This is a genomic window from Rhodoferax sp. ZS1R8, assembly GCF_056521325.1.
Genome location: NZ_JBWMBA010000002.1, coordinates 808,406 through 829,506, shown reverse-complemented (window position 1 = coordinate 829,506; position 21,101 = coordinate 808,406). Strand labels below are relative to the sequence as shown.

At 61.4% G+C, this 21,101-nt stretch carries 16 protein-coding genes; 9 read left to right on the top strand and 7 right to left on the bottom strand.

Translation table 11 applies throughout. The annotated features are described in order from the left end of the window. The 5 genes from AC097P_RS09840 to AC097P_RS09820 all read right to left on the bottom strand — a co-directional run bounded on the left by AC097P_RS09840 (position 1) and on the right by AC097P_RS09820 (position 7,901). On the bottom strand, positions 1-1,014 hold the full coding sequence (locus tag AC097P_RS09840) for a cupin-like domain-containing protein (RefSeq protein WP_479610436.1): 1,014 nt from the start codon (positions 1,012-1,014) through the stop codon (positions 1-3). Next, positions 998-1,711, bottom strand: coding sequence for a SapC family protein (locus tag AC097P_RS09835; protein WP_479610212.1), 714 nt, complete (start codon positions 1,709-1,711; stop codon positions 998-1,000). Before AC097P_RS09835 ends, AC097P_RS09840 begins: the two co-directional genes overlap by 17 nt. Before the next feature lie 82 nt (positions 1,712-1,793). Then, positions 1,794-4,775 carry a TonB-dependent receptor gene (locus AC097P_RS09830; RefSeq protein WP_479610211.1) on the bottom strand — a complete coding sequence of 994 codons (2,982 nt, stop codon included), beginning with the start codon at positions 4,773-4,775 and terminating at the stop codon, positions 1,794-1,796. 171 nt (positions 4,776-4,946) lie between these two features. After that, positions 4,947-6,023 (bottom strand): LacI family DNA-binding transcriptional regulator, encoded by a 1,077-nt coding sequence (locus tag AC097P_RS09825; protein WP_479610210.1) that lies wholly within the window; start codon positions 6,021-6,023, stop codon positions 4,947-4,949. A gap of 285 nt (positions 6,024-6,308) precedes the next feature. After that, a complete protein-coding gene (locus tag AC097P_RS09820) occupies positions 6,309-7,901 on the bottom strand; it encodes a gamma-glutamyltransferase family protein (protein ID WP_479610209.1) in 1,593 nt (530 codons plus the stop codon). A gap of 96 nt (positions 7,902-7,997) precedes the next feature. Between AC097P_RS09820 and AC097P_RS09815 the strand changes: the two genes are divergently transcribed. The 9 genes from AC097P_RS09815 (at position 7,998) to AC097P_RS09775 (ending at position 18,114) form a co-directional block, all read left to right on the top strand. Continuing rightward, the gene (locus AC097P_RS09815; RefSeq protein ID WP_479610435.1) at positions 7,998-9,008 is read left to right on the top strand and encodes a Bug family tripartite tricarboxylate transporter substrate binding protein; all 1,011 of its coding nucleotides are present in this window, start codon (positions 7,998-8,000) and stop codon (positions 9,006-9,008) included. 173 nt (positions 9,009-9,181) lie between these two features. Continuing rightward, positions 9,182-10,447, top strand: a complete 1,266-nt coding sequence (locus tag AC097P_RS09810) for an ABC transporter substrate-binding protein (RefSeq protein ID WP_479610208.1) — start codon at positions 9,182-9,184, stop codon at positions 10,445-10,447. A gap of 86 nt (positions 10,448-10,533) precedes the next feature. Then, complete coding sequence (locus AC097P_RS09805; protein ID WP_479610207.1) at positions 10,534-11,718, top strand: carbohydrate porin; 1,185 nt, start codon at positions 10,534-10,536, stop codon at positions 11,716-11,718. A gap of 62 nt (positions 11,719-11,780) precedes the next feature. Beyond that, positions 11,781-12,659 carry a carbohydrate ABC transporter permease gene (locus tag AC097P_RS09800; protein WP_479610206.1) on the top strand — a complete coding sequence of 293 codons (879 nt, stop codon included), beginning with the start codon at positions 11,781-11,783 and terminating at the stop codon, positions 12,657-12,659. Between the two features lie 22 nt (positions 12,660-12,681). Then, on the top strand, positions 12,682-13,536 hold the full coding sequence (locus AC097P_RS09795; RefSeq protein ID WP_479610205.1) for a carbohydrate ABC transporter permease: 855 nt from the start codon (positions 12,682-12,684) through the stop codon (positions 13,534-13,536). A 45-nt stretch (positions 13,537-13,581) separates the two neighbouring features. Further along, positions 13,582-14,649, top strand: a complete 1,068-nt coding sequence (locus AC097P_RS09790) for an ABC transporter ATP-binding protein (protein ID WP_479610204.1) — start codon at positions 13,582-13,584, stop codon at positions 14,647-14,649. Positions 14,650-14,674: 25 nt separating this feature from the next. Next, positions 14,675-15,895, top strand: coding sequence for an AGE family epimerase/isomerase (locus tag AC097P_RS09785; protein WP_479610203.1), 1,221 nt, complete (start codon positions 14,675-14,677; stop codon positions 15,893-15,895). Further along, complete coding sequence (locus AC097P_RS09780; RefSeq protein WP_479610202.1) at positions 15,892-16,824, top strand: carbohydrate kinase family protein; 933 nt, start codon at positions 15,892-15,894, stop codon at positions 16,822-16,824. Before AC097P_RS09785 ends, AC097P_RS09780 begins: the two co-directional genes overlap by 4 nt. A 57-nt stretch (positions 16,825-16,881) precedes the next feature. Next, positions 16,882-18,114 (top strand): ABC transporter substrate-binding protein, encoded by a 1,233-nt coding sequence (locus AC097P_RS09775; protein WP_479610434.1) that lies wholly within the window; start codon positions 16,882-16,884, stop codon positions 18,112-18,114. A 157-nt stretch (positions 18,115-18,271) separates the two neighbouring features. On the opposite strand, the gene AC097P_RS09770 is transcribed toward AC097P_RS09775, so the two are convergent. Together AC097P_RS09770 and AC097P_RS09765 are read right to left on the bottom strand one after the other, a co-directional pair. Next, entirely contained in the window at positions 18,272-19,465 is a 1,194-nt protein-coding gene (locus AC097P_RS09770) for an MFS transporter (protein WP_479610201.1), read from the bottom strand. A 235-nt stretch (positions 19,466-19,700) separates the two neighbouring features. Further along, positions 19,701-21,101, bottom strand: coding sequence for a sensor histidine kinase (locus AC097P_RS09765; protein WP_479610200.1), 1,401 nt, complete (start codon positions 21,099-21,101; stop codon positions 19,701-19,703).

Genomic DNA, 21,101 nt, shown 5'->3' with positions numbered 1-21,101 from the left:
TCAGCGGTTCATTTTTTTGAGCAGATACGCCCGCAGCATGCGTGTGGTGTTCGCATCCAAGGCGCCCAGAATGCCCCTCGCGTTTGCAGGAATATGTGCAAGGGATTCGCTATCGGCATCAAACACGTAATGGTCAAAGAGGTTGGCCCAGGCTTCGCGCTGCGCGGGCGGCAAATGGCGCACGCTCATGATGGCCAGCATCAGCGCATTCATTGCCGGGTCCATATAGTCCGGCGTCTGCTTCCACCAGTAGTTCACCAGGACGTTGAAGCAGTCCAGTGCCTCGACGTGGTGCCACCACATGCTGGGGATGAAGATGGCGTCGCCGGGCTCCAATTCGGCTACCTGCACGCTTTCCATCGCGTCTGCAAACCTGGGGAATTTCTCCAGATCCGGACGGGCAAAGTCGACCAGGCTTACAGGCTGGCCCGCCGGTGTGAGATCCAAAGGGCCGACATACAGGTTGGCCAATTGCTCGGGTGGCAGCACGGTAAAGCGCCTATGCCCAGCAACCACAGAGGCCAGGTTGTCGGGCGCATCGTAGTGGGCGGCAATACGCGTGCGGTTGCCGATCCAGACACTGGCCAGCGCGTCCCTGTCGCCCAGGTTCACGTCATTCTGCACACGGAATCCCGGCAGGCAACTGTCCAGCGTGGCGGACCCCACGTATAGGCCAGGCGGTTGCGCGTCTGAGGCATGGCGGTCAAGGTCGTCCAGCACGGCATCCAGCTTGAGCCGTTCTGTGCGGAAGTTGAAACCCGTCAAATCGTCGTTGTAAAAAAAACGGCCCTCAAATTGGGGGGCGCCCACAAAGGCTTCGACAACGGCTCCTCGGTAAAAGCGGCGAAGGTACTGCCCTGCCGCCGGCGGCGACTGCTGCGCGGCCTGCACCATGGGCCAGTGCGCCACCAAGCCCTTCAGGACCAATGGCTCTGTGGAGTGCAGCACCGCGTCCGGTAACGCCTGCGGATCCAGACCCGAAAGCGTGCGGACCGGCTTAACGGCTGCCAGCATCGTGAACACGGCGTTTGCGTTCTGCCAGTGCTTGCAGGTTCGACAAGGACGCAATCACCATATAAATAGGCTGCAGAAACCCGGATCGGCTCAGCCGCTCCAGGGCCTGACCATCCAGCGCCTGCAGGCGCTCTTCGTTGATCGTGTAGCAACCGGCCAGGCGGTGCTGCGATCCGTCCATCAGCTCCACATCAAAGACAAACGATTCCAGCAAATTTAACTCCACCAACGCGGCACTGAATGCCGGTGCCTGCTCCAGGCCGTCGTGGATGGCGCGCAGCATGGAACTCACCTGCTCCAAAAAATCCGTGTGCCCCCCGTACTCCAGGAAAACCGGCTCCCCCTCGGTGCTGCTCACCCGCGGGCTGTCCAGGTTCACGTGCAACAGCATCTCACCCTTGACGTTGCCAATCAGGAAGGGCTGGCGTGCAACTGTCAGTGGCACATAGGCAGCGTCCCAGCTGCCATCCCCGAGAAAAAGGTTCTCTCCCTCCTGAAAACCCAGGAGCGCTGCCGAATGGAAGCTGGTCCCGTCCTCAGACTTGAAGAACACGATGGGGTAATGAGCCTGCAGGTTGCGGAACTCATGCGGAAACGACAAGGCGGTCATCACGTTGTCGCCGTACAGGGCACCGCGCGTGGTGATGATGCGCAGGTCCTTGTGGTCTACGTTGTTGAGCAAGGCAGGAAGGGACATGGGATTTCTCGGGGTTCAGCGGCTCGGTATGGCAATCCCATTGTGCGGCCATTGCAGCGGCTGCTGCAATGGCCGCTCATCATCACAGCTTGTAGCGCAGTCCAAACATGTAACGGGGCCCTGTCTGGGTCACGTAGTTCACTTGCGACTGCGAGCGTCCATGCAGGCGCTGGATACCGTCATTCAGGTTGATGGCTTCAAACTGCAGCGACAGGTGTTTGTCCCATTTATAGGAGACATTCAGGTCCAGCTGGCCATAGGCTTCGGTGTACAACGGGTTGGCTCCGGAGCCGTCGTTGAGTCCCGACAAGAATTCACCGCGCCAGTTATAGGCTCCCCGCACCGACCATTTTTCGTTCTCGTAAAAGCCGACCAGGTTGGCAGAGTCGCTGACGCCCAAGAGCGCAAACTGCTCAGTCGTCTGGCTGTTGTCGAACTTCAGACCAGACCCCACCTTGGTGTAGTTGCTGGATACGCCGAACCCGCTGTTGCCAAACATATGCTGCACGTTCAGCTCCCAGCCGGTCAGCGTATCGGCCCTCTGGTTGGACGGCGTGTTGATCAGGAAGTTTGCGACCGGATCACCAGCCTGCCCCGCGATGGTGCCGGTCTGATTGCCGTTGGCGTCATCCGGTCCCCGCACAACGCCTTGCTGGCCGTTCTTGTTCTTGAAGATGTAGTTGCGGATGCAGGTGACATCCGTTGCTGCACAACCTTTGGCGACCGCTTCGTTCCAGAACAGGCCATTGGCCGGCGTGCGAAGGTTGAACGGCGTCGCCACGGCTTGGGAATTGCCAATGTAGTTTTCGATGGATTTGCGGAAATAGCCGATCGATGCAAAGCTGCCCTTGCCGTAATACCACTCCAGCGACAGGTCGATGTTGCGCGACTTCAACGGTTTCAGGTCTGGATTGCCCTGGCTACCGGTTCCGCCGTTTACGCGCGCCAACGCATCCAGTGTTTGGCCCCCCTGGATATCACCCCAACCAGGGCGCCCGATGGTCTCGCCATAGCTGGCGCGGAACTTGAGGTCTTTCGACAAGTCGACGTCATAGTCCAGACTGGGCAGCAGGTAGCTGTAGCTGCCTTCCAACGTCGTGAAGCCTGGCGCACCAAACGTGACGGTGTACTCATTGTTGCTACCCCAGATGATGCCAGTGGCCGTGGGCACCAGCGCCGAAGATACGATGTCCGTCTTCTCGTAACGCACACCTACGGCCGCGCGCATGGGAAGTGCGGTGTCGAAGTCACGGTTGTACTGCACGAAGCCGCTCATGGACTTCTCGGTGACGCGCCGGTCCGTTGTGAACTCGGTTGGCGCCTTGTACCACTCGGGATGGCCAGACTGCGTGAGAGCCTGCTGACGGAGCGCCGCGAAGTCACCAAAAAGTATCTGGTTGAACAGCGCTGGGTTGTCACTACCACTGATCTTGGAGAAATACTGGCGCAGGGTGTCGCGACGCCATGAACTGTCAGCATAGTTGGCCGGCGTACCTTGGCCACCCCAGGCGCCGTTGTCTACGTTGGCGTAGGCTGAGCGGTTGTCTACCCGTGTGCTGGCAAGGCCAAAGTTCAGGCCCGAATCCTCGTCAATCTTGAATGCACCCTTGACCTGGGTCTGGTCAACCTTGGACAGCATGTAGCTGTTGCGGAACGATGAGCCGGTGACCAGCATCTTGGACGGGTCCACATCCCCGCCCGTGATGCTGATGACGGGAAAGTCCCGGCTGAAATCGATGGTGTTGCCGGTACGGGTGAACTGCGCGCCCCCCAGGACCGAGCTGGAGCCGTAGGGGCTGTCTGCGCCTGATTCTGCCGACGAGCGGTGGGTATCGAACTCCAGCTTCAGACGGTTGGAAACTTTCCACTCCACATTGAAGCCTGTCGATTTGTTCTCGCTCTTGGTAGCGAACTCTGCCGCACCCATCGCGATGTCGCTGGGGTTTGCATAGGCCTCGGTGTAGATCAGCGGGCCTGCAACTGGGCCCGCCGACCATGTAGCTTTGGTTACGTCGCCGCCAAAGTTCTGCCAAACACCCAGATCATTGCGCTTGCTTTGCAACTTGTTCTGGGAATAGGTGTAGTCCACCGTAGCCTTGATATCGGCGCTGGGTGCGAACTGCAGCGTCAACTGGCCGTTGTCACGCTGGCGCTGCACGCCAGTCATCGAGTAGTTGGGATTCTGCGGGGTGGAGTACAGCTGAACATCGGAGCCCGGCCTTTGGGACGGGGCAACGGAGCCCCAGTCATTGCTACCTGCATTGATCGCGCGCCAACCATTGGGCACGCCGGCCTGGTTGTAGCCCAGGCTACGCTCCTGGTGGCTGCCGGTGATAGCAATGCCAAACTTGCCATCGGCAAACGTCTCGCTGTAGATGCCAGAGATCTCAGGCGTTGCATTCTTGCCCTGCAGATGGCTGGGCAGGTTGTTGTTGGAGGTATCGAGCACCTCCTTGAAACCGATGCTCGCCACCGAGGGGCTGCCCAGCGGACGCGCCGTCTTGATGTTGACCGTGGCACCAATGCCACCGGCCGGTGTGGCGGCGCGGCTGGTCTTGTAAACCTCAATGCCCGAGATAGCTTCGGATGCCAGATTGGCAAAATCGAAGGCGCGCGAGCTGGACGCATTGGTGTCCAGCAGCGTGGACGCAGGCATCTGGCGGCCGTTCAGCAACACCATGTTGAAGTCAGGGCCGACGCCGCGCACCGTGATCTTGGAACCCTCACCAATGGAGCGGTCGATCGACACACCGCTGATGCGCTGCAATGACTCCGCAAGGTTGGTATCGGGAAATTTGCCGATCTCCTCAGCATTGATGCCGTCGACCACGCCCTGACCGTCGCGCTTGAGGTTCATCGCAGAATTCAAGCTGGCGCGAATGCCCGTTACCGTCACGGTTTGCAGCGCTCCCGTGTCAGTGGCGGCCGGCGACGCAGCTGCGGCCTGCTGGGCATAGACACCGCCGGACTCGGCCATGAGCAATGCGCACGCCGCAGCAAGCGTCCCCAGGCGAAACAGTGGGCGCCCGTTGCGCATGCGCAGCGGCGAGGGTGATTTATTCATTCAATGTCTCCAGATTTTCATGGATGAAGCGAGCGGATACGGTCAGAAGCTAAATCGTCAGTCCTTTATGTATCCTCACTTTGGGACTGATTCTTGAAAGCGCTTTCATGATCGTTGAAATCGCTTTCAAGTGTCAACTTGGGGCTAACCCTATACCTCGGCCAGCAGCCCCTAAAAAGCCGTTTTTGTGTTGCTTTTGCCTGACAAACGCGCGGTCGATTCACGCGCAATCAGCCGGGGCAGCGGAACCGTGACGGTCGGGCGCGCGCCAGCCAGCAACTGCAGCATGGCGTGGGCCGACAGGCGCCCCTGCTCGTATGACGACTGGTGGATCGTGCTCAGCGGTGGCACCGCATAGCGCGATGTGGGCAAATCATCAAATCCGACGATGGAGACATCCTCGGGCACCCGCACGCCCTTGCGGTGCAAACCCAGCACCGCCCCCGACGCCATCTGGTCATTCGCGGCAAAGATGGCTGTGAACGACTGCCCGCCTTCCGTCAACCGCTCTACGGCGCGCAAGCCGCTGCTCTCCGTATAGTCGCCAACAATCACCAGCGCCGGGTCGTAGGCGATGCCGGCCTTGTCCAATGCAGCCCGATAGCCCCGGGTGCGCTCGTTGGAGTCGGGGTGCAAGGGGTCCCCGGTGATCAGCGCAATGCGGCGGTGCCCCAGCCCTATCAGGTGCTCGGTGGCCATTTGCCCACCGGCGAAGTTGTCGAAATCCAGCGAAAAGACACCGGGGCCCTTCAAGGTACGGCCGGTCACCACCACCGGCAGGTGCTTGGCGCAGGCCTTCAATGCCTGGTCGGTCAGCCGCCCCGTCAACACAATGATGCCGTCCACGCGGCGCGAGCGCAGCACGTCGATGCAGCGCGCTTCGGCTGCAGCGTCCCAGTGCGCGCTGACGAACAGTGGGTTGTAGCCCACCGGATCCAGCTCTTCCTCAATGCCGCGCAAGGATGCGCCGTAAAACGGGCTGTCGATGGTTTGCGTGATGACGCCAATGCTGTAGGTACGCCCGCCGGCCAGGCCGCGGGCCACCGGGTTGGGTACGTAGCCCAGCTTGGCAATGGCATCCTTTACGGCCTGCTGCTTGACCTCGCTGACAACGGCCGTGCCATTGAGGATGCGGGAGATGGTGCTGGGTGACACACCCGCCAGCTGCGCCACCATTTCAATGGTCACCGTCCCAGGGTCGCGTGTCGAGCCGGGTTTGGCACTGCTCTTTGTCGTAGGTTTACTCATCCGATAAGTTTAGTGCCAGCGCGGCCGAAACCGCTTTCACGCAAAATAAACTTGCCCCTGCCCGCTGTGGGCTAGGTTGTGGATAAGCGTGTTCACAAGCCCGGAAAGCCGCGCCAGGATTGGCTGTGCAGACCGTGCCTCGTTTTTGTGCACCCTTGCGCTGGCTGCGTTTTGCGCGCCCGAATTGTGCTAGGAGAAACCTGCCCTTCTGCCGGAAAAAACGCTACTCTTTTTATAGCTGCTTACGCTCGCTGCACGAGGGCTACAGCCCGATTTGGCAACCTATCAATAGGCCACAGCCTGCCCGTCCTTGCGTGGGTCCGAACCGGCGATATAGGTGTCGCCGTGTTTCAGGATCAGCTGTGCGCCCCCAAACGCAAACATGCCGGCCCCGCCTTCCGTCTGCACCGCGTGGCCACGCTCTTTAAGTGCGCGCACGACATCGGGGTCAAAGTTGGGCTCTACGGCCACACCGCGGCCGCCAGTTACCCGCCAACGCGGTGCATCGACGGCGGCTTGCGGGTTTTGGCCGTAGAGCAATACGCGCAAAGCCATCTGCAAATGGCCTTGCGATTGCATGGGGCCACCCATGACGCCAAACGCCATCTGCGGTGTGCCGTCTGCATGCATGGCGAATGCGGGGATGATGGTGTGCGACGGCCGCTTGCCCGGCCCGACTTCGTTGGCGTGGCCCGGCTCCACACAGAAGCCATTGCCCCGGTTCTGCAGGCTGATGCCAGTGCCGGGCACGACGACGCCCGAGCCAAAGCCCATATAGTTGGATTGGATGAAGGACACCATCATTCCCGACGCATCGGCCGCAGCCACATACACCGTGCCGCCAGGTTTGGGGGCGCCGTAGCCGGGGTCACCGGCACGCTGCAAGTCAATCAACGTGGCGCGCTCGGCCAGGTATGCGGGGTCCAGCAATGCGCTGGGCGCCACACGCATGGAAGCGGGGTCGGCGTTGTAGTGGTTCAAGTCGGCCAACGCGAGCTTCATGGCTTCTATCGCGCAGTGCACCGTGTCCACATGGTCCACCGGCTGCCGGCCGATACCCAGGGCTTTGAGCATGCCCAGCGCCATCAACGCGGCAATACCTTGACCGTTCGGAGGTATCTCGTGCACCATTGAAGCGGCAAAAGGTTGTGCCAGCGTGCCGCACCAGTCCACGCCGTGCGCGGCCAGATCATCTGCGGTCATCGCGCCGCCGCAGGCTTTGGCGTGCGCAGCCATGGCGTGGGCCAACGGCCCCAGGTAGAACGCCTCGCCGTGGGTGTCGGCGATGGCCTCCAGTGTGCGGGCGTGGGCTTCGCTACGGAACAACTCGCTGGCCTGCGGCGCGCGGCCCTGCGGCATGAAGCATTCGGCAAAGCCCGGCTGGTCACCCAGGCGCGCCGCGCCCAAGGCCCATTGCCGCGCAATGGTCGGCGACACCGCAAAGCCATGGCGCGCATAGGCGATGGCCGGCGCGGCCAGGTCAGCAAACGGCAGACGGCCAAAGCGGCGCGACAGCGCACTCCACGCCGACACCGCGCCGGGCACGGTCACCGTATCCCAACCCTTGTCCGGCATCACCGCTTGGCCCTTGAACCGGTCAGCACTCCACGCTGACGGCGCGCGGCCTGATGCATTGAGGCCATGTAGTTCCTTGCCGTCCCACACGATGGCAAAGGCATCACTGCCTAACCCGCAACCGGTGGGCTCCACTACTGTCAAGGCCATGGCCGCAGCGAGCGCCGCGTCCACCGCGTTGCCCCCGGCAAGCAGCATGCGCAAGCCAGCCTGCGCCGCCAGGGGTTGTGAGGTGCTGACAACATTGCGGCCCATGACGGCCGAACGGGCAGATGCGTAGGGGTTGATCCAATCAAGATTCATGCAGCCATGATCACACAAAGTGCAGACAACCGCAGGGAGCTGCCTCGCTATGATGAACCACCAACACCATTTCTACAGGAGACAGCCGTGGGCCCCATGCGTTCGAACCGGAGACTCGTTGTACAACTCGCCGCATTGGCCAGCACCTGCGCCATGCTGGGTGTGAATGGCATGGCGGCTCATGCACAAACTGCCTGGCCCAACAAGCCAGTGCGCATCGTCGTACCCTTCGCACCGGGCGGCACCACCGACATCCTGGCGCGCGCCGTGGCGCCTGAGCTGTCCAAGGCCTTTGGCCAGCAATTCATTGTGGAAAACAAGGCTGGCGCCGGCGGCAATGTGGGGGCCGAGGCGGTCGCTAAATCTCCCGCAGACGGCTACACATTGCTGATGGGCACGGTGGGCACGCATGGCATCAACCGCGCGCTGTACCCCAAGCTACCCTTTGACCCCATCAAGGACTTTGCACCCGTGACGCTGGTGGCCAGCGTGCCCAATGTGATGGTGGTCAACGCCGAGCTAGCCCGCGCCAACGGCATCAACAGCGTGCGTGATTTCATCAAGCTGGCCAAAGCCCGGCCCGGCAAACTGAACATGGCCTCCAGCGGCAATGGCACGTCCATCCACCTGGCCGGCGAGTTGTTCAAAAGCCAGACCGGCACCTTCATGACCCACATTCCCTACCGCGGCTCCGGCCCCGCGTTGCTGGACCTGGTGGGTGGCCAGGTGGACGTGATGTTTGACAACCTGCCCTCCGCCATGCAACTCATCAAGAGCGGCAAGATCAAGGCCCTGGCCCTGACCAGTTCTACACGCTCAGCCGCCCTGCCCGACGCACCCACCATCGAAGAAGCGGCCGGCCTCAAGGGCTTTGAGGCCACCAGCTGGTTTGGCCTGTTGGCCCCGGCTGGCACACCACCCGAAGTTGTCGGCCGCATCCAGCAAGAGGTTGCCCGCGCGCTGAGCAGCCCGGCGATCAACGAGAAGATGTTGGCCCAGGGCGCAATACCCAGCGGCAACACGCCCGCGCAGTTTGCGGCGCTGATTGACAGCGAACACACCAAGTGGGCGCAGGTGGTCAAGGCGTCCGGCGCGCGGGTTGATTGATTTTTTTCCGCCATGCGCCAACCCAAACTGTGGCGGTTTTGCACGGCCTAGGGTTAGTCCTATGTTGGTGCATTAAATATTAATTAACAATTAATTAATTCAAGAACAACGGTGTTCTTCGAATTCAACCCCGCTCGTGGCCTAGACGCCAGATGAGCACACAAGGAGACGACATGTTGAAAGTTTCACGTATGCGCCTGACGGGCCTGTCGATGGCCGTGTTGGCCATGGCGGCAGCCGCTGCGGTGCACGCTGGCGAAGTCGAAGTGCTGCACTACTGGACCTCCGGTGGCGAGGCCAAGTCGGTCGCTGAGCTAAAGAAGATCATGCAGGCCAAGGGCCATGTGTGGAAAGATTTTGCAGTGGCTGGCGGCGGCGGTGACAACGCTGCGACCCTGCTGAAGAGTCGAGTCGTGTCGGGCAACCCACCCGCTGCCGCACAGATCAAAGGCCCCGCCATCCAGGAGTGGGCATCTGAAGGCGTTCTGGCCAATCTGGACGCTGTCGCCAAAGCAGAAAAATGGGACAGCCTGCTGCCCAAGATCGTAGCCGATGGCATGAAGTACAAGGGCAATTACGTGGCCGCGCCGGTCAACGTGCACCGCGTCAACTTCGTCTGGGCCAACCCCGAAGTGCTGAAGAAAGCAGGCGTGGCTGGCATGCCCAAGACGTACGACGAGTTTTTCGCAGCCGCCGACAAGATCAAGAAGGCTGGCCTGATCGCCGTGGCCCACGGTGGCCAGAACTGGCAAGACTTCACGACCTTTGAGTCCGTTGCGCTGGGTATCGGTGGCGTCAAGTTTTACCACGAGGCGCTGGTGTCCCTGGACCCCAAGGCCCTCTCCAGCGACACGATGACCAAGACGCTAGAAACTTTCCGCAAGATCAAGGGATACACCGACGCTGCCTCCCCCGGCCGCGACTGGAACCTGGCAACCGCCATGGTCATGAAAGGCGAAGCCGGCTTCCAGTTCATGGGTGACTGGGCCAAGGGCGAGTTCCTGGCGGCTGGCAAGGTGCCGGGCAAAGACTTCCTGTGTGCAGCTGCACCGGGCACGGCCAACGCCTACACCTTCAACGTCGATTCGTTTGCCATGTTCAAGCTCAAGTCGACAGATTCGCAAAAGGCCCAGGGCGACCTGGCTGCCGCCATCATGGGCCCCGAGTTTCAAGAAGTGTTCAATCTGAACAAGGGCTCCATCCCCGTGCGCCTGAACATGAAGCTCGACAAGTTTGACGACTGCGCCAAGCTTTCCAGCAAAGACTTTGTTGACACCGCCAAGACTGGCAGCCTGCAGCCCTCCGTGGCACACGGCATGGCCATCAAACCAGCAGTCGAAGGCGCGATCAAGGACGTGGTCAGCCAGTTCTGGAACGACGACAAGATCTCCGTCGCCGAAGGGCAAAAACGCCTGATCGCCGCAGCCGCTACCAAGTAGCCCAACCCCATCCGCAAGGCAGGTCCGAGGACGGCGCAAGCCGTCCTCCGGGGACACTTTTTTCCAAAATTTAACAACATCCCATCATGAAACATACTTTTTCCATCAGCGCCATTGCAGTGGCCGCTGCACTCTGCGCCACCGGCGCACAAGCTGACGACGGCACATTTGAATTCCACGGCTACTCGCGCGGTGGCCCCGTGTTCAGCACGTCGGACGGCATCAAGGGCAGATTCCAGCTCGGCGGCGACATGCAAGGCTACCGCCTGGGCAACGAAGGCGACAACGGCATTGAAATCGACCTGATCAAGACTTTCAAGACCGAAGGCGCCAATTACAAGGTGCAGTACATGCCTGCCAAATGGAACAGCGGCAATGTGGGCACCGAGCAGGCTTTCGTTGAAATCAGCGGACTGAGCTTTGCGCCCGAAGCAAAGTTCTGGGTTGGCCAGCGCCGCCTGCGTCTGCAAGACATCCACATCCTGGACTACATCCTGCTCAACTACGGCGATAACCAGGGCGCTGGCGTGACGGACATCCCGTTGGGTGGCGCCAAGCTGGGCTTGGGCGTCTTCACCGGCGACAAGTTTGACACCGCAGCCGTGGCCGGCGTCAACGCCACCCGCTTCAATGCCGACATCTCGGACATTGCCACCAACCCCGGCGGCAAACTGCGTGTTTTGATGACCGGTGTCAACGGTTCGGGCTTGGCCGACTCCAGCACCGGTGCGGGTATCTCTCTGGTGCACAACCAGTCCGACTTCTTGACCCAAGGTTTGAACAACGCACTGTTCCTGCAAACCTCCAGCGGTCATGCACGTATCGACGGTGAGTTCGAGGGTATCGACGGCGTGTCGGCTGGCAAAAAGGTTACACGCATTGCAGATTCCTTGAGCTGGCAATTGGGTGCCTTGGGTGGCCAAACCGTGCTGTCTTACCAAACCAACAAGGATGAGAAAACCGGTATCGAGACCAAGGACACCTCCATCGGTGGCCGTATCTCCTACGCGTTCTCCAAGAACTTCAAGCTTTTGGTCGACGCTGCAACCACCACCCGCACGGGCAATGGCCCAGACCAACGTCTGGACAAGCTGACGATTGCACCAACGCTGTCGGTTGGCCCCAACTTCTACAGCCGTCCAGAGTTGCGCTTGTATGTGACCATGGCAAACTGGAACGATGCAGCCGCCGCGGCCAACGCCAGCAGCTTTGGCGCCGGTGGCAAGACATCGCGCACAGTTGCGGGTGTGCAGTACGAAATCTGGTGGTAATTTCTTAATTTTTCTCGGGGGTTAGGCGTTTACACGGCGGTCTCGCGACCGCCGTTTTTTTCATGAAAACTTTTGAAAATATTTTGCCCAAATTGGTGATTGCACCCGGCTTCGTGATCGGCTTCGCATTCATCTACGGCTTCATGATTTGGAATGCGGTGCTGTCGGTGACCGGCTCCAACATGCTGCCCAATTACGACGCCTTTGTCGGACTGGACCAGTACGCCAAGCTGTGGGCCTCGGACCGCTGGTATGTGGCCCTCAAGAACCTGGGCCTGTTCAGCGCCATGTATGTCGGCGGCTCCATGGCACTGGGCATGGGCATGGCCATCTTTCTCGATCAAAAAGTGCGCTTTGAAGGCGTGCTGCGTACGGTGTATCTGTACCCCATGGCCCTGTCCTTCATCGTGACCGGCACTGCATGGAAATGGATTTTGAACCCAAGCCTGGGCTTGGAAAAACTTATGCACGACCTGGGCTGGAGCAGTTTCCATTTTGATTGGCTGGTGCAATCCGACACCGCCATTTACTGCGTCGTCATCGCAGGCATCTGGCAATCGGCCGGATTTGCGATGGCGCTGTCGCTGGCAGGCTTGCGTGGCATTGACGACAGCATCATCAAGGCCGCGCAGATCGACGGCGCATCGCTGCCCCGGATCTACTGGCGCATCATTCTGCCCATCCTGCGGCCTGTGGTGTTCTCGACTGTGCTGGTGCTGTCGCACCTGTCCATCAAGAGCTTTGACCTGGTGATGGCGCTTACATCGGGTGGCCCCGGCTACGCGACCGATGTGCCTGCAACCTTCATGTATGTGATGAGCTTTACCCGCGGGCAAATTGGCCTCGGGGCTGCCAGCGCCACCATGATGCTGGCCACAGTAGCTGCGATTGTCGTCCCCTACCTCTACAGCGAGTTGCGTGCCAAGCCGCATGACCGCTGATCAGCTTCTGGAAAACCCTCCCATGATTGCCAAACACCTGCCACGCGTTCTGATCTACGGCACCTTGCTGCTGGCCGCGTGCTTCTTTCTGGCCCCGCTGTATGTGATGCTGGCCACATCGTTCAAAGACGCCGAGCAGATTCGCACCGGCAACCTGTTGAGCCTGCCACATGGCTTGAATGTCGAGTCCTGGCTGTCGGCCTGGTCGACAGCCTGCACCGGTGTGGACTGCCGTGGCTTGCAGCCGTACTTCATGAACTCGGTCGCCATTGCTGTGCCCGCCGTGCTGATCTCAACCGCCTGGGGCGCGATCAACGGCTACGTGCTGAGCATGTGGAGGTTCAGGGGCAGTGAACTGCTGTTTGGCTTCATGCTGTTTGGCGTATTCATGCCCTTCCAGGTGGTGCTGCTGCCGATGAGCCAGGTACTCGGTTACCTGGGCCTGTCCAGTTCGCTGACAGGCTTGGTGCTGGTGCACTGCATTGCAGGCCTGGCCGGCACAACCCTGTTTTTTCGCAACTACTACACAGCCATCCCCAAGGAGCTGGTCAACGCCGCGCGCATAGACGGTGCGGGCTTCTGGCGCATCTTCTTTCGCATTGTGGTGCCCTTGTCCATTCCCATCCTGATGGTCACATTGATTTGGCAGTTCACCAATATCTGGAATGACTTCCTGTTCGGCGTGGCCTTTAGCGGTGCCGACAGTAAGCCCATCACGGTAGGTCTGAACAACATGGCCAACACCACCAGCAGTGTCAAAAGCTACAACGTGGACATGGCCGCTGCACTGATTGCCGGCCTGCCCACGATGCTGGTCTACATCCTGGCCGGCCAGTACTTCGTCAAGGGACTCACAGCCGGCGCTGTGAAGGGCTAAGCCCTCCATCCCCCTTCATTTTCATCGCATCACAACAACACAGACATGGCAGCTTCTCTACAAATTTCTGGCGTACGCAAGGCGTTTGGCAACGGCAACAAGGCGATTGAAGTGCTGCAACGCATCGATATCGATGTACAGCCCGGCGAGTTTTTGATACTGGTCGGCCCCAGCGGCTGCGGCAAATCCACGCTGCTCAGCATCATCGCTGGGTTGGAAGACCCGACCGAGGGCCAAGTGCGCATTGGCGGCAAAGATGTGGTTGGCGTAGCGCCAGCCCAGCGCGATATTGCAATGGTGTTCCAGAGCTATGCGCTGTACCCCACGATGAGCGTCTACGACAACATCGGCTTCGCGCTGGAAATGCGCAAGGTGCCCAAGGCGCAGCGCGACCAGCGCATCCGCGAGGTGGCGGCCATGCTGCAGATCGAGCCGCTGCTGGACCGCAGGCCCGCACAGCTCTCCGGCGGGCAACGCCAGCGGGTTGCCATGGGCCGCGCGCTGGCGCGCCAACCGCAGATCTTCTTGTTTGACGAACCCTTGAGCAACCTGGACGCCAAGCTGCGCGTGGAGATGCGCGCCGAGATCAAGCGCCTGCACCAATTGAGCGGCATCACCAGCGTGTACGTGACGCACGATCAGATCGAGGCCATGACGCTGGGCTCGCGCATTGCTGTCATGAAGGGTGGCGTGCTGCAACAACTGGGCACGCCAGACGAAATCTACAACCGCCCGGCCAACACCTATGTGGCCACTTTCATTGGTTCGCCAACGATGAACCTGATTCCCGGCCACAACGGCACCACAGAGAGCGACAAAGGTTTCCAAATCGCGTCCGCGCAAATGCCGATGTCCGCACCGCAGGCCGGCAATGTGCTGCTGGGCGTGCGGCCCGAACACCTGTCGCTGGTGGACGATGCACCCTGGCGTGGCGAGGTCAGCGTGGTCGAACCTACGGGGGCAGACACCTACATGGTCGTCAAGACCAGCGCAGGTGACGTCACGGTACGGGTGTCGGCCCAGACCCGGGTCAAGGCCGGTGACCGTATCGGTCTGGGCGTGGCGGCAGACCATGTCAGCTGGTTCGACGCGGGCACCGGCGTGCGCATCTGAGCGCCGCTTGCGGGAGAATTCCACTGTGACGGTTCCCGCACCACCTGACTTCCGCTCGGCCGCCTTCCTGCGTCAGCATGCCCGCTGGATCATGGACTTTTATACCCCCAGGGCCCATGACGCCAGTGGCGGCATGTACCACTATTACCTGGACGACGGCACGGTGTACGACAAGCGCACGCGCCACCTGGTCAACGCCACGCGCTTTGTCATCACGCATTCCATGCTGTACCAGCTCACCGGTGCGGCGCACTACCAAAGCAGCGTGCGGCATGCGGTAGATTTCCTGCGTAACGCCTTTCACGATCCGCACACCGGTGGATACGCATGGATGATCGACTGGCACGAAGGCCGGGCAACGGTGCTAGATGGCACGCGGCATTGCTACGGCATGGCCTTTGTGATGCTGGCTTACGCCCATGCAAGTACCTGTGGCATTGAAGCGGCGCGTGGCTGGCTGGCCGAGACGTTTGATTTGGCCGGCACGCACTTCTGGGAGCCCGCTGCAGGCCTCTACGCCGATGAGGCAACGCAGGACTGGACACTGGCGCCCTACCGTGGCCAGAACGCCAACATGCATGCCTGCGAAGCCATGATTGCCGCGTACGCCGCGACCGGCGAGTCGCGCTACATCGAACGTGCCGAGTGCTTGGCGTACAACATCACCTGCCGCCAGGCTGCTCTCGCCAATGGCCTGGTCTGGGAGCACTACCACCAAGACTGGTCGGTGGACTGGGACTACAACCTGCACGACAAGTCCAATATCTTCAGGCCCTGGGGCTACCAGAGCGGCCATCTGACCGAGTGGGCTAAACTGCTGCTGCAGCTGGACGCGCATGCCCCCGCAGACTGGCATCTGCCGCGTGCGATAGCCCTCTTTGACGCCGGTATCGACAAGGCCTGGGATGCCGAACATGGCGGACTGCACTATGGATTCGGGCCCGACGGCGGGATTTGCGATGCCGATAAATACCACTGGGTCCAAGCCGAATCACTGGCCGCAGCGGCACTGCTGGCCATGCGTACCCACGACGCAAAGTATTGGGTTCGGTACGACACCATCTGGGCCTACTGCTGGCAGCATTTTGTAGACCACCAGCATGGCGCCTGGTTCCGCATCCTGGACCCAGCCAACCTGAACCACACGCGTGAAAAGAGTCCGGCGGGCAAGGTCGACTACCACACCATTGGCGCGTGTTGCGATGTCTTGCGTGCCATGGGTTCCTTTACGGTTCACACGCAATGAACAGCGACCGCGCCCTGCCCCACTTTGTAGCCTTCGGTGAAGCTCTTACCGACATGCTGCGCACAGGTTCGAACACATGGAAGAGTGTGCCCGGCGGCGCACCGTGGAATGCGGCACAGGTCATGGCCCGCTTTGGCATTGCCAGCGCATTCGGCGGCGCCATCAGCACCGATTGTTTTGGCGACACTTTGTGGCATGCCAGCACCCAAGCCGGCCTTGACTTGCGATTCCTGCAGCGCGTTGCCAAATCACCGCTACTGGCCATCGTGCACCAAACGCAGCCACCGGCTTACTTCTTTGTCGGCGATGACAGTGCCGACCTGCACTTCGATGAGGCCGCTTTGCCGCAAAGCTGGGAAGAAGCCGTGCGCTGGGCGCATTTCGGTGGCATCAGCCTGACCCGCCAGCCACTGGCCGAACGCCTGGTGGCACTGGCTGAACGCCTCAGCGCACGTGGCGTGAAAATCAGCTACGACCCGAACTTTCGCAAGGTGATGGATCGCAACTACGACCCCATCCTGTCGCGCATGGTTGCCATTGCCGACCTGGTCAAAGTTTCCGAGGAGGACGTGTGCGGACTGTTTCGCACGCACGATGCGCAAGCGGGCCTTCTGCAATTGCGCGCCATGCGGCCTTCGGCAACCTTCCTCTACACGCTGGGTGCGCAAGGCGCTGTGTTGTATGCAGGAAGCCGGGCTTTGCGCGCAACCCCGCCCAGCATTACCGTCGTCGACACCATAGGCGCGGGCGACTGCAGCCTGGCCGGACTTCTCAGCAGTGCCATGCACGCGCCCCATGCGGGCTGGGATGTGCATTTGCGCGCAGCTGTGGCCGCTGGCGCTGGCGCCTGCCTGGCCGCTGGTGCCACACCCCCCTCAGCACAAACACTTGTTGATCTTTCCCCCAAGGTTCATGTTCAACCGGAATAATCCATGAAAGACAACGCCGCCCTGCCATTCACAAACCGCCATTGCGTGCGCTGTGCCATGCTCTGTCTGGCGCTGTGGATCAGCGCAGTGGGCCATGCTGGAGAGGTCGAGGTCTTGCACTACTGGACCTCTGGCGGCGAGGCCAAATCGCTGGCCGAACTCAAGGGCATGATGACCAACCGCGGCCACAGCTGGAAAGACTTCACCGTGACCGGTGGCGGAGGACAAAACGCTATGACCGTGCTCAAGCAGCGCGTGCTCAACGGCACAGCACCGGCGGCCGCCCTGATCAAGGGGCCGGCCATACAGGAGTGGGCGGAACTGAACGTATTGACCAATCTGGACGCGATGGCCGCCTTTGAGAAATGGGACGCGCTGCTACCCAAGGTCATTGCCGACCAGATGAAGCACAAGGGCCGCTATGTGGCGGTACCCGTGAACGTACATCGCGTCAACTGGCTCTGGGCCAACTCCGCAGTGCTGAGCAAGGCGGGTGTCACCGCTTTGCCAACCAGCTACGACGAGTTCTTTGCGGCAGCCGACAAGATCAAGGCCGCCGGGTTTGTGGCTGTCGCGCACGGTGGCCAGGATTGGCAGGACTTTACGGTCTTCGAGTCTGTGGTGCTGGGCGTTGGCGGCGCAGCCTTTTACAACCAGGCGCTGGTTGAGCTGGACAAGCGCGCCCTGGCCAGCGACACCATGCGCCAGGCGCTGGAAGCGTTTCGCCGTATCAAATCCTACACAGACGACAAAACCAGCGGGCGCGACTGGAACGCGGCGACGGACATGGTCATCAAGGGCAAGGCCGGGTTTCAGTTCATGGGTGACTGGGCCAAGGGCGAGTTTCTGGCAGCCGGGCAGCAACCCGGCGTGGACTTCAGCTGCTCTGCGGCGCCGGGCACGGACAAGGCCTACACCTTCAATGTGGATTCATTTGCGATGTTCCAGCTCAAAGCCTGGGAGGCGCAGAAGGCCCAGGGCTATCTGGCCTACCTTCTGATGGGGCAAGAGTTTCAGGAGAAATTCAATCTGCGCAAAGGCTCGATCCCCGCACGTCTGCACATGGACATGGACAAGTTCGATGCCTGCGCCAAGGTCTCCAGCAAAGATTTTGTGGCCGCGTCCAAGGCCTCTACCCTGGTGCCATCGGTTGCCCACGGCATGGCCGTTTCAACCGCAGCGCAGGCAGCACTGCGCGGGGTCGTCAGTGAGTTTTGGAACAACGACAAGACCGCTGTTAGCGACGCCATGTCCAAGCTGGTGCCGGCTGCCAGTACCAAACCACGCTAGGCCAAGCCCCATCGCTTTCGACATCCCGCTCACGCCGGCGTTGTGCACTACGCCACCGGGTATGACAAAAGCCTCGCCAGCGGCGACCTTGCGGAGTGCCTGGCCGGCGATCATCAGCATGGGTAAAAGCCCAGTGTGCGGCCCGCCCGGTGGCCAATCAATGCGTAGTTGTACCGATACGCCGGCCCAACACCAACGCAACAGCACCCAGCACACCCATGCCCAGCGTCAGCGCCAGCATCACGCCTTGCGCATCCACCCTGCGGGCGAACAAGCCCACCAGCAAACCGGCCAGCGGCTGGCTCAGGTTGTTCAGCATCACCACGAGTCCGGTTGTTTTACCCAGGTCCGGGGACGGAATGACGCTCTGGCGGCGCACGCGGATATAGACGCTGAACATCTTGTCAAACCCCACGACGACTAGAAATCCCAGCGTATACACCCAGATGTTGTGGCTCAAAGCCATGACCAGCGCACCGGCGAAGATGCAAGCATAGGACAGCAGTCCCAGGGTCCGCAACGCCATCGCCTTGCGCGCAATTATCAGCAAGATAGCAACCGTCGCCACCGCGCCGGCCGTTTGCAGCAGCGCATACGTCTGGGTGGGCTGCTGCAACAGGCCTGTGACCACCGCCGCGGCAGTGGCCATCGTCACACCAATGACCAGGTTGACGCCCGACGTCAGCACAACCAGCGGCGCCAGGCCGGGCAGGCGCAGCACATGCGCCAACGCGGTCCGGTAGGGCTGCAGCCAGTGCATGCCATCTGCAGGCTGGGGTTCCACCAGTTGCGCGTTGCTGGCTGTGCGCCAGAGGTGCATGGCCCCGTCAGCAGCAAGAAACAGCACGGCAGTGACCGCGACGACCCACTCCCAATGCCACCACTGCAAAGCCAGCGCCGCCAGCATGGGCCCCAGCACCATGCCCAGCTGGTCGGCAATCTGGGCGTGGGCCAGCACCTTGTCCATGCGCTCGTCCCGAAAGATCTGCGGCAGCATGACCTCGCGCGCCATCAGGCCCTGAGTGGTCAGCACGCCGCACACGGCAGACAGCAACACCAGCCACACGACGCCGCCGGTCAGCGCCGATGCCAGCGCGCCGCCCAAACACACGGCGGCGCGCAAGGTCTGGCTGCCGCGCAGCAGGCGCAGCGGAGCGATGCGGTCGCACAGCGCACCACACACCGGAAAGGACAGGAAGCGCGGCAAGGTCTCAACAAAGAACGCCATGCCGGACCACGCTGCACTCTGCGTCGTCTGAAAGACAACCAGTGGCACCAGGAACAGCAAGATCTGGTCGGCCAGGCGGGACAGGAACAGCGACGAGAAGAACGCGGAGTGGTCAATGCGCATGGGCAAAGGTGGCTGCAATAGTGGCGGCGGTGGCGGCAAAGAAGCCGGTCAACCGGGAACGGTTGGCATTGAGCATAGCGGCGCCCCGGCGTTAACCGGGCATGAAACCGAGTTCTTTGTGGTTACAGCCGGATCGAAGGGATGAACAGCCACGGCGAAATATCGCTATATATTTGATAGCTACTTACGCTCATCTGGCGAGGGCTACAGCCCAATTAGGCATTGAATGTATCGGTTAGGCGGGCAGGGGCAGCTCCACCCGCACCGTAAGCCCAGTGGGCTGTGTCGCCAAGGCATTAGCCCGCCCGCCATGGCGGTGCGCGATCTCGGCAACGATGGCCAGGCCCAGGCCGCAGCCACCGGGCAACTCGCTGGCGCGCCAAAAGCGCTCGAATGCGCGGGGCAGATCGGCGCTCGACAGGCCGGGGCCGTTGTCCTCCACCTCCAGCACGCAGTTGGCCGCCTCACGCCGAACACGCACGGTCAGCGTGGCACCGGTGCCAGCGTAGTGCAACGCGTTGTCGATCAGGTTGTTGAGTACCTCGCGCAGCAGCAGCTTCTCGCCCTGCACCTGCACACTGCCTTCGCCCTCGTAGCCCAGGTCCACGCCGGCAGTCAGTGCGCGTGGCGTCCACTCACGCGCCACCTCGCGTGCAAGCTGCGCCATATCCAGCGGTTGCAGCGTGACATCGGCCTCGGTTCGCGCCAGCGAGAGCAGCTGGTGCACCAGGTGGGCGCTGCGCAAGGCGCCCGCATGCACTTTGCCCAGACGCTCCCGCACGGCACCCAGTTCGCTTTCGTTCAGCGCCAACTCGGTCTGGCTGACCAGACCGGCCAGCGGGGTGCGCAGTTGGTGGGCGGCGTCGTTGACGAAGCGCTTCTCCTGGCTGAGGCTGCGGCGCACGGCGTCCAGCAGCTGGTTGACCGCGAGCGCCAGCGAATGCACCTCGTGCGGGGCCTGGGCCAATTCAATGGGCGGCAGGGCAGACAGGGCCAGCCCCGCGCGGTCGCCCAACTGCGCTTCCAGGCGCTTGAGCGGGTGCAGGCCGCGCGCAATGCCGGCGTTGATGATGAGACCCAGCAGCACACCCAACGCAGCCAGCGGCACCAGCATGTCAAACACCAGTTCGCGCGCAACGCGCTCTTGCACGGCCAGGCTCTTGGACACCTGCACACGCAGGCGCTGCGGCGAATTGGCTTCTCCGTAGGTCACCTCCAGCACAGCCACTCGAACCTTCTTGGCGTCCAGGCGGGCGTCGTAGATCAGGGGTTCCCCCGTCTGTATCAGCACGCCTTCTGGCGGCGGCGGCAGCTGGCCATTGCCCAGCACGAAGCTGCCGGGCGGGGACGACACCATATAGCCCATGCGGTCGGTCGGGTCCTGCTCCAGCACATCCTGCGCGGCGCGTGGAAAATCCACCAACAGGCCGGAGCCCACCGGCTTGACCTGCCGGGCCAGCGCACGCACGGATTGCTTCAGAGACTGGTTGATGCCCGTGTCGGCATAGCTCAGCGCAATGCGCCAGGCCAGCAGTCCACCTACCGACCACAGCAGCAGCTGCGGCAACAGCAGCCACAGCAGCAACTGGCGCTTCAGGGAGAGCCCTGGCAACACAGAGCGGCCAGCTGGTTTCAT

Bases quoted from the DNA above. Each gene is read 5' to 3' on its own strand.
- AC097P_RS09840 (WP_479610436.1), bottom strand. From the start codon at position 1,014: ATGCTGGCAGCCGTTAAGCCGGTCCGCACGCTTTCGGGTCTGGATCCG.
- AC097P_RS09835 (WP_479610212.1), bottom strand. From the start codon at position 1,711: ATGTCCCTTCCTGCCTTGCTCAACAACGTAGACCACAAGGACCTGCGC.
- AC097P_RS09830 (WP_479610211.1), bottom strand. From the start codon at position 4,775: ATGAATAAATCACCCTCGCCGCTGCGCATGCGCAACGGGCGCCCACTG.
- AC097P_RS09825 (WP_479610210.1), bottom strand. From the start codon at position 6,023: ATGAGTAAACCTACGACAAAGAGCAGTGCCAAACCCGGCTCGACACGC.
- AC097P_RS09820 (WP_479610209.1), bottom strand. From the start codon at position 7,901: ATGAATCTTGATTGGATCAACCCCTACGCATCTGCCCGTTCGGCCGTC.
- AC097P_RS09815 (WP_479610435.1), top strand. From the start codon at position 7,998: ATGCGTTCGAACCGGAGACTCGTTGTACAACTCGCCGCATTGGCCAGC.
- AC097P_RS09810 (WP_479610208.1), top strand. From the start codon at position 9,182: ATGTTGAAAGTTTCACGTATGCGCCTGACGGGCCTGTCGATGGCCGTG.
- AC097P_RS09805 (WP_479610207.1), top strand. From the start codon at position 10,534: ATGAAACATACTTTTTCCATCAGCGCCATTGCAGTGGCCGCTGCACTC.
- AC097P_RS09800 (WP_479610206.1), top strand. From the start codon at position 11,781: ATGAAAACTTTTGAAAATATTTTGCCCAAATTGGTGATTGCACCCGGC.
- AC097P_RS09795 (WP_479610205.1), top strand. From the start codon at position 12,682: ATGATTGCCAAACACCTGCCACGCGTTCTGATCTACGGCACCTTGCTG.
- AC097P_RS09790 (WP_479610204.1), top strand. From the start codon at position 13,582: ATGGCAGCTTCTCTACAAATTTCTGGCGTACGCAAGGCGTTTGGCAAC.
- AC097P_RS09780 (WP_479610202.1), top strand. From the start codon at position 15,892: ATGAACAGCGACCGCGCCCTGCCCCACTTTGTAGCCTTCGGTGAAGCT.
- AC097P_RS09775 (WP_479610434.1), top strand. From the start codon at position 16,882: ATGCTCTGTCTGGCGCTGTGGATCAGCGCAGTGGGCCATGCTGGAGAG.
- AC097P_RS09770 (WP_479610201.1), bottom strand. From the start codon at position 19,465: ATGCGCATTGACCACTCCGCGTTCTTCTCGTCGCTGTTCCTGTCCCGC.
- AC097P_RS09765 (WP_479610200.1), bottom strand. From the start codon at position 21,101: ATGAAACCAGCTGGCCGCTCTGTGTTGCCAGGGCTCTCCCTGAAGCGC.